Origin of the sequence: Bacillus sp. AFS088145 (assembly GCF_002564465.1) — a bacterium.
Taxonomy (GTDB): Bacteria; Bacillota; Bacilli; order Bacillales; family Bacillaceae_G; genus Gottfriedia.
Genome location: NZ_NUUX01000015.1, coordinates 344,687 through 351,939 on the forward strand (window position 1 = coordinate 344,687; position 7,253 = coordinate 351,939).

Genomic DNA, 7,253 nt, shown 5'->3' on the forward strand with positions numbered 1-7,253 from the left:
GATCTCTCCTTTTGTTTTAGTATTTTATCCAACCTCTCAAGCGACAAGCTTCAGCAATTTTACGAATGCCTTCGATATAAGCTGCTATTTTCATGTTTACATTATATTTTTGCGATGTTTTATAAACTTTTAAAAAGCTATCTGTCATTTTTTCTTTTAATCTCTCGTCTACAGTACTCTCAGACCAATAATAACCTTGCATATTTTGACACCATTCAAAATACGAAACAACTACTCCACCTGAGTTAGCTAAAATATCGGGAACGACTAAAATCTCTTTTTGATCAAGGATTTCTAGAGCTTCTTTAGTAGTCGGTCCATTCGCTGCTTCAACAACAATCTTGCATTTCAATTTATCCGCATTACGGTTGTTAATAACCCCACTTATTGCTGCTGGAATTAAGACATCACATTCTTTTTCTAATAGCTCTTGATTAGAAATTGCATTTTTAAATAAGTTAGAAACAACTCCAAATGAATCTCTATTGTCTAATAAATATGGAATGTCTAAACCTTTTGGATCATAAATTCCTCCAAGTACATCTGAAACTCCAACAACCTTTGCTCCAGCTTCATGTAAGTATTGCGCTAAGTAACTACCAACATTTCCAAAGCCTTGAATAATGACTTTCATATTTTTAATCTCGATTTTCTGTATTTCACTAATTAGCTCGAGAGCATAAAATACTCCTTTTGATGTTGCCGTCTCCCGACCTACGGAACCTCCTAAAGTTAGAGGTTTACCAGTAATAAAACTTGGTGAATCAAACTCTCTAATATGGTCGTATTCATCTAGCATCCAAGCCATAACTTGCGCGTTTGTATACATATCAGGTGCTGGAATATCTTTAGTAGGTCCTACAATTTGGCTTACAGCTCTTACATAACCTCTACTTAATTTTTCTAGCTCATTCATACTTAATAGTCTTGGGTCACAAACAACCCCACCTTTTGCTCCCCCATAAGGTAAATCAGTAATACTACACTTTAAACTCATCCAGCCAGCTAATGCTTTTACTTCCTCTGGCGTTACATCAGGATGAAATCTGATTCCCCCTTTTGTAGGTCCTAATGCATCATTATGTTGAGCTCGATATCCTTGAAATACTTTTGTCTCACAATTATCCATTTGAACGGGAATACTAAATTCTAAAAATCGCATTGGTGTTTTAAGGAAATCAAATACTTGGCTCGGATAGTTCATTATGCCGATCGCTTCATTTAACGTTTCTCTAAACTCTTGAAGGGAATCATCTATTTCTACCTGTTCACTCCTCTTTTCATTTTGTTCTACCTCAGTTAAATTTGAGCTCATTTTCTACACCTCATTAGTTATTTTAAAAATTTAATAGCAATTCCTGTGCCAACTTGAATTCATTTCATTATTTTGTGAAGTGATAAATAGGCAAAAGCTTATTAGAAAGGCAATTATAAGACTTTCATTACTTTTATATTTTTTTGAATGATCCTTTTTAGTGTTTTTTCCTTCAACAACCTAATTCGTTCCTTTAGTGAAAATATGATTGAATGCATGAATTATTCAATTTTGCATTAATCATTATTCAAAATTGAATTACTAAAATTGTACTATTAGAGATGCGAACAAAATATTCCAGAGTAGACACAAAAAAAGTCACAAGAAGTAAATTTCCTTGTGACTTTTCTTCATTGTGACTTTACTACACAGCAGCCTCTTCTTCATATTTAGGAGGTGCAATTTGGAATGCCTTAGTTAAGTAAATTAGATATAATAATCCAACGACGAACCAAACTGTTCCCATTATTAGCGAGCTTTTTTCAATGTTAAACCATAAGATTGCTACAGATGCGGCCCCAATTAAAGGCAAAATTAGGTAAGAAAAAGTGCCCTTGACTGATCTACGCTTTCCTCGAATGTAAAAATGGTTAATGACTGATAAATTAACAAAAGTAAATGCCATTAATGCTCCGAAGTTAATTAATGAAGTAGCTGTTACCAAGTTAAAAAAGATTGCTGATAATGAAATCACACCGACAAAAATTACGTTAAATGCTGGTGTTTTCCATTTCGGATGAACAAATCCGAACCATTTATCTGGGAAAACTTTGTCGCGCCCCATTACATATAACAAGCGTGATACACTCGCATGTGAAGCCAATGCAGAAGCAAGTGTATTAATAAAGGTAATGCATAAGAAAATTGATTGAAATAATTTGCCACCTACATATAATGCAATCTCTGGTGATGCAGCATCTGGATGCTTAAATCTAGATATGTCCGGATAGTATAATTGAATGAAAAATGATGTAACTGTGAAGATTACGCCTCCCCAAAGTGCTGTGTAAAGAATTGCTTTAGGGATTGTTTTTGCAGGGTTTATTGCCTCTTCTGATAAAGTTGACACAGCATCAAATCCTAAAAATGAGAAGCAAAGGATTGTTGCACCGGTTACTAATGTGCCAAAATGCATTCCTGCATTAAAAAGTGGCTTAATACTAAATCCGCCGTATCCTTCTCCATGATGTAAGCCTTGGATTACAAGAACGATAAAGACAACCATAATCGCAAGCTGGACTAATACAAAGAGAGTATTGAAATTCGCCAGCATATTGATACTTCTTAAGTTTAAGAAAGTTACTAGTGCTACAAATCCAATTACCCAAATCCAGGTTGGGACATTAGGAAAAAGTGCGTTTAAGTAAATTTTAGTTAATAAAGCATTTACCATTGGTAGGAACAAGTAATCTAATAATGATGACCAGCCAACTAGAAAGCCTAAGTGTCCACTAATCGCTTTCTGGGTGTATGTGTAAGCAGAGCCAGCTTCAGGAAATTCTCTTACAAGCTTACCGTAGCTAACCGCTGTAAATAACATTCCTATTAGAGCTACTATATATGCACTTGGTACGTGACCGTTAGTTACATCAGATACAATTCCAAATGTGTCAAAAACAACCATAGGGGTCATATAGGCTAACCCCATCATAACTACTTGCCATAACTTTAAGGATCTTTTTAACTGTGTTTTGTTTTCCACCTATCATATCCCCTTCGTTTTAGATTAAGCGCTTACACTACATTTACTACTTCCTTATAATTCTTACTTTTCCGACAGAAACCTCCTTTTTTTGAATATTTAAATAAGTCTTTTTCTAGAACTGCAAGTTTTATGCCAAAATATTAATTTTTTGTAAACGTTATAAAGAACAGCTTCTATTGCTTTGAAATTATTAAGTATTAATAGGAAAAACGAAATTCCTTCCACTAAAATCTACCTTTATGATCAGTCTGGTTGTTATTCAGTCCTGCATACATTATTCAAGACCTCATAAGATTTGCTTATCTTTTTATACGAATCTCTAAAATTGCTCACTTCTATTAGACTGGCACGGAAGTTGCATTGTTAATGGTAAACTATCACTCTGCCTAATTTTAGGTACAAGAAAAATATGTAGCTTTTTTACCCGATCGATAATAAAACTTCTAGTTAATCTAACCAGACTAACTACGAGTTTAATTATAAGAAAATTCTGTTAATAAATTTGAAATTTGGAGGAGATGATTTATGAGTAAACAAGGTATTGATTCAGATGCTTTACAATCGTTTAATTACAAACAGGAATTACAGCGATCATTAAAATTTTTTAGTTCATTTGCAGTTGCGTTCTCGTTTATCTCGATTACAACTGGTATTTTTAGCTCTTATAGTCTTGCCTTAGGAGCAGCCGGACCTGCTGGAATTTGGACGTGGCCATTTGTCATGGTGGGACATTTACTTGTAGCCTTAATTTTTGCAGATTTATCGAGCAAAATTCCTTTAAGTGGCTATGTATACCAATGGGTTAGCCGTTTAACGAATCGAGGATTTGGTTGGTTTACAGGTTGGGCAGCTTTATGTTACTTAATTATTGTAGTACCTACTGTTGATTATGGTGTAGCACCAATTCTTCTTGATTTAATTGGAATTAAGAGTACAACTACTGTTCTCACAACTGTCGTAATAATTACAATCGTTATACAAGCATTATTAAATATTTACGGAGTAAGGATTGCTACAATCATCAATAATTCAGCTGTCTATACAGAAGTAATCGGATTTATTGGCATTATTATTATTTTAAGTTTTGTCTTATTTTTCAAAGGAGCAGATTTTTCATTATTAACTTACACTGCTCACAAGGTTGGCTCAAATGGAAGCTATTTAACAGCATTTGTACTATCAGTCGTAATGGGCTCTTATACATTAGTAGGCTTTGAAGCTGCGGCAAATTTAGCAGAAGAAACAGTGGATGCTAATAAAACTGTACCTAAGGCCATCGTTTACTCAATGTTACTTGCAGGTGTAATTGGATTTGTTTTCTTAATCATTGTTACATCGGGAATTAAAGATATTAATAGTATCATGGTTTCTGCTTCCCCCATTTCTGATATTTTACAATCACGTTTGGGCACTGCAGTTGCTGACTTCTTCCTTGCATTAGTGATTGTGTCAATTTTTGCGTGCGGATTAATCATTATGGCTTCTGCTTCTCGACTTATTTATGCCCTTTCAAGAGACAATGTATTTTTCGCTTCTAATGTGTTTAAAAAGGTAGATAAAAAACATAATGTACCGTACAATGCGATAATTTTAGTTTCTGTATTAGGCATTATTGCTGTATTCTATTTTGGGAAACTATCTTTATTAATAGGTACTTCTGCGGCACTTCCAGCCATAATTTACTTAATTACTGTAATCGCATATGCTACTAAAATTAAGACGTTACCGGATACAGATGGTTTTAAGTTAGGAAAATGGCGACTACCTGTTACGATTCTTGCGATTATTTGGTTAGTATTTGAAGTTGGTATTTTGACACTTCCAAAAGATTTCCTACCAACTACTAAAGTAATCCTTTACTTATTTCTTGCTGGAATTATTATTTATTGGGCTGTATTCAGATCTAGAATACAGGAAGGGAAAATTGGTATTAATTTAGAAAAAGATTTGGATGTGTAAAGTTCAGACTGCCCGCCAAACGCTCGCTTTCTTCGTTGCTTCGCCTATTGAGCGGTGCTCATTACCGATTAAGGTAACTCCGCTCCTCACCAGGCTTCGCGCCTCGAAAGACAAGCGCTCGCAATCAGTCTGAACCTCAATTTTTTTGTAATTTGTTTACCCAATAAAGCCGATGCTCCTTATATAGGAAATCGGCTTTTTAACAATTAAAAATATTAGATTAGTATTCTAGTTTCCACATATATCTTCTTTTTGTTAACGGATGATTTCTAACTTTAGCTAGTTGCTCTGCATACACTCGTAAAACACCAGAAATTAAAATTGGATTGAAGTAATCTACAACTTCTTTTGAAATGACAGTACCTAAACCAAAATCTTTTGCATCCACCAAAGTCGTTTTAGCTTCGAATCGATTTAAGAATTCAAGTGCACGAGAATCCATATCTCTTGTTCTACCATCATTCATCAATAATAAGAATGGTACATCTTTGTCTACAATTTCGAATGGTCCGTGGAAGAATTCACCATCGTGGAATGTTCCTGAGTTAATCCATTGCATTTCCATTAGTAGGCAGATTGAGAAGGAGTACGCAACTTCATGCGTTGCACCGCTAGACATTACATAAATCACTTGATCATCTTTATAAGCTTTCGCAAAAGCTTGTGCTTGTGGAAGAGCTGTAGCAACAGATTGTTGAATTAAATCGTAAATATTATTGAAGCCATCTTGCATTTTCTCATAATATTCGTAGCCTTCAAATTGATTCAAGATTTCAACTGCTAAACCTAGTACCTTTGTCATTTTTTCCATTTTAGCTGCATAATTAGCTGCCCAGCCATGGTAGACTACATAATCAGCATCCTTTGTGATTGCTGATTCTTTTTCATATGTAACGGCAATTACATGTGCCCCTAGTTCTTTTGCTTTTGTAGTTGCAGTAACTGTTTCTGGAGTTGATCCACCTAGTGAACAAGTGATAACGATACTTGTATCATCTACGGATACTGGAGTTGCATAATTAAATTCATTTGCAGTATAAAGACTGACACGAAGTTGTTTTGCATTAGCCTCTAAGAAATATTTTGCTGGATATAATTCCGCCTTTGAAGCACCACATCCTACAAAAAATACGCTTTTAATTTCTGGCTGCTTTTCTTTAATTTGAGAAATGACATAATTCAATTCCATCTTTATCCCTCCACTTATTATATGATATAACATTATATAACGTTATAGTAACGGTCAGATCATATAAAGTCAATAACTATTCTGAAAATTATTAATCTTAAATAAATAGAGTGAAATTGGTATATACATGAAAACACTTTCATTATATAATATTATATAATGACTTATCGCTCGAAAGGACCATATAACAAATGAAACTAAATAATTCAATTTCAACGCCTTTATATGATCAGTTAAAACAAATAATTAAGGACTCCATCTTGCAAGAAATATATAAACAAGGTGAGAGACTTCCGAACGAAACAGAGCTATGTGAAATCTACGGTGTCAGCAGAATAACAGTTAGAAGAGCAATCCAGGACTTAACCGATGAAGGTTTACTAGAGCGCAAACAAGGAAAAGGTACATTTGTCATGCGATCTAAAATTGCAAGAGAATTAGTTTCGGTTGATGGTTTTACAGACTTTAACAAACAATTAGGTAAAAATCCTTCCAAGCAAATTCTTGTTTGTGAGGAATTAAAAGCTACTCCAAAAATAGCAGAATCGCTTCATATAGCAGTTAATACTCCTGTATTAAGGCTCGTTCGATTGATGTTTATTGATGACTACCCTTTTACACTTGATGAAACTCACTATTCCTTGGAACGTTTCCCTAACTTAACAAGTCACTTCCTTCAGAATAGTTCAACTTATGAAGTACTAAAAAAAATATATAACGTCGACATGAATGCTTGTACTACCCATAAAGTTATCACCGTAGTACCGGCTGGAAAGCTTGAAGCAGAACATTTAGATTGTGAACTTGGTGAAACTTTATTTAATATCGATAAAACTGTTTACGATGAAAATAAAGTTCCAATCCATACATCTAACTTTAAAACACGCACTCAATTAATTGCTTTAACAATTACAACTTAAAGGGTAATAAAAAGACTTCTCTGTTGATGACAGAGAAGTTTTTTTATTGTGTTGAAAAATAATTATCAGTTAATTAAGAAGTTATGTCGGGTTGATTTCCACTGCGGGGTGCTCGCTTTCCGTGGGGCGAGCCTGCGGGGTCTTTAGCCTTCCCGCTTATCCCAT

The 7,253-nt window shown here is 34.4% G+C and carries 5 protein-coding genes; 2 read left to right on the forward strand and 3 right to left on the reverse strand.

The window, feature by feature from the left end; genetic code table 11:
* Positions 1–16 precede the first annotated feature (16 nt).
* Together COI44_RS12495 and COI44_RS12500 are read right to left on the reverse strand one after the other, a co-directional pair.
* Complete coding sequence (locus COI44_RS12495; protein WP_098428245.1) at positions 17–1,315, reverse strand: Glu/Leu/Phe/Val family dehydrogenase; 1,299 nt, start codon at positions 1,313–1,315, stop codon at positions 17–19.
* Positions 1,316–1,679: 364 nt separating this feature from the next.
* Positions 1,680–3,017, reverse strand: coding sequence for an APC family permease (locus tag COI44_RS12500; protein ID WP_218926923.1), 1,338 nt, complete (start codon positions 3,015–3,017; stop codon positions 1,680–1,682).
* A 528-nt stretch (positions 3,018–3,545) separates the two neighbouring features.
* On the opposite strand from COI44_RS12500, the gene COI44_RS12505 reads away from it, so the two are divergent.
* Positions 3,546–4,979, forward strand: a complete 1,434-nt coding sequence (locus tag COI44_RS12505; RefSeq protein ID WP_098428246.1) for an amino acid permease — start codon at positions 3,546–3,548, stop codon at positions 4,977–4,979.
* 220 nt (positions 4,980–5,199) lie between these two features.
* On the opposite strand, the gene COI44_RS12510 is transcribed toward COI44_RS12505, so the two are convergent.
* Positions 5,200–6,168, reverse strand: a complete 969-nt coding sequence (locus COI44_RS12510) for an SIS domain-containing protein (protein ID WP_098428247.1) — start codon at positions 6,166–6,168, stop codon at positions 5,200–5,202.
* Between the two features lie 191 nt (positions 6,169–6,359).
* On the opposite strand from COI44_RS12510, the gene COI44_RS12515 reads away from it, so the two are divergent.
* Positions 6,360–7,088 (forward strand): UTRA domain-containing protein, encoded by a 729-nt coding sequence (locus COI44_RS12515; protein ID WP_098428248.1) that lies wholly within the window; start codon positions 6,360–6,362, stop codon positions 7,086–7,088.
* The last annotated feature ends 165 nt before the right edge of the window (positions 7,089–7,253 follow it).

Coding starts and splice junctions, on each gene's coding strand:
- COI44_RS12495 (WP_098428245.1), bottom strand. CDS start 1,315: ATGAGCTCAAATTTAACTGAGGTAGAACAAAATGAAAAGAGGAGTGAA.
- COI44_RS12505 (WP_098428246.1), top strand. CDS start 3,546: ATGAGTAAACAAGGTATTGATTCAGATGCTTTACAATCGTTTAATTAC.
- COI44_RS12510 (WP_098428247.1), bottom strand. CDS start 6,168: ATGGAATTGAATTATGTCATTTCTCAAATTAAAGAAAAGCAGCCAGAA.
- COI44_RS12515 (WP_098428248.1), top strand. CDS start 6,360: ATGAAACTAAATAATTCAATTTCAACGCCTTTATATGATCAGTTAAAA.